Here is a 510-nt window from a genome sequence, read left to right on the forward strand (position 1 = left end):
CGGCGGTGTGCGGTCCGAGTTCACCGTCTACCGCAAGCCGGACGGGTTCTACCTCGTCTCAGCCGGCGCGCTCGAACGGCACGACCACGACACCCTCGGCAAGTTGCTGCCCGCCGATGGCAGCGTGACGCTCACACCGATCACGGACGCCAATGGCGTCCTCGTCCTCGCCGGGCCGAAGTCACGCGATGTCCTCCAGCGGGTGACGCGCACGGACCTCGGCAACGATCAGTTTCCGTGGTTGACGGGTAAGCCGATCTCCGTCGGGCCGGCTTCAGCGGACGCACTGCGCGTCAACTTCGTCGGCGAACTCGGTTGGGAACTGCATCACCCGATCGGGATGCAGACGACGATCTTTGATGCGCTTATGGCAGCCGGCGAGGACTTCGGCATCCGCCCCTTCGGGATCCGTGCAATGGACACGATGCGGATTGAGAAGTCCTACCGCACGATGGGCCGCGAGCTCTCGATCGAGTATTCGGCTTACGAGTCCGGGCTCGACCGCTTCAT

At 64.7% G+C, this 510-nt stretch carries 1 protein-coding gene; it reads left to right on the forward strand.

The annotated features are described in order from the left end of the window. Positions 1 to 510 (forward strand): dimethylglycine dehydrogenase (locus tag AAFU51_18975; protein ID MEO1573317.1); only part of this gene is annotated, 510 nt, incomplete at both ends.

The sequence above is a fragment of the Bacteroidota bacterium genome (genome assembly GCA_039821555.1).
Classification (GTDB): domain Bacteria; phylum Bacteroidota; class Rhodothermia; order Rhodothermales; family Rubricoccaceae; genus JBCBEX01.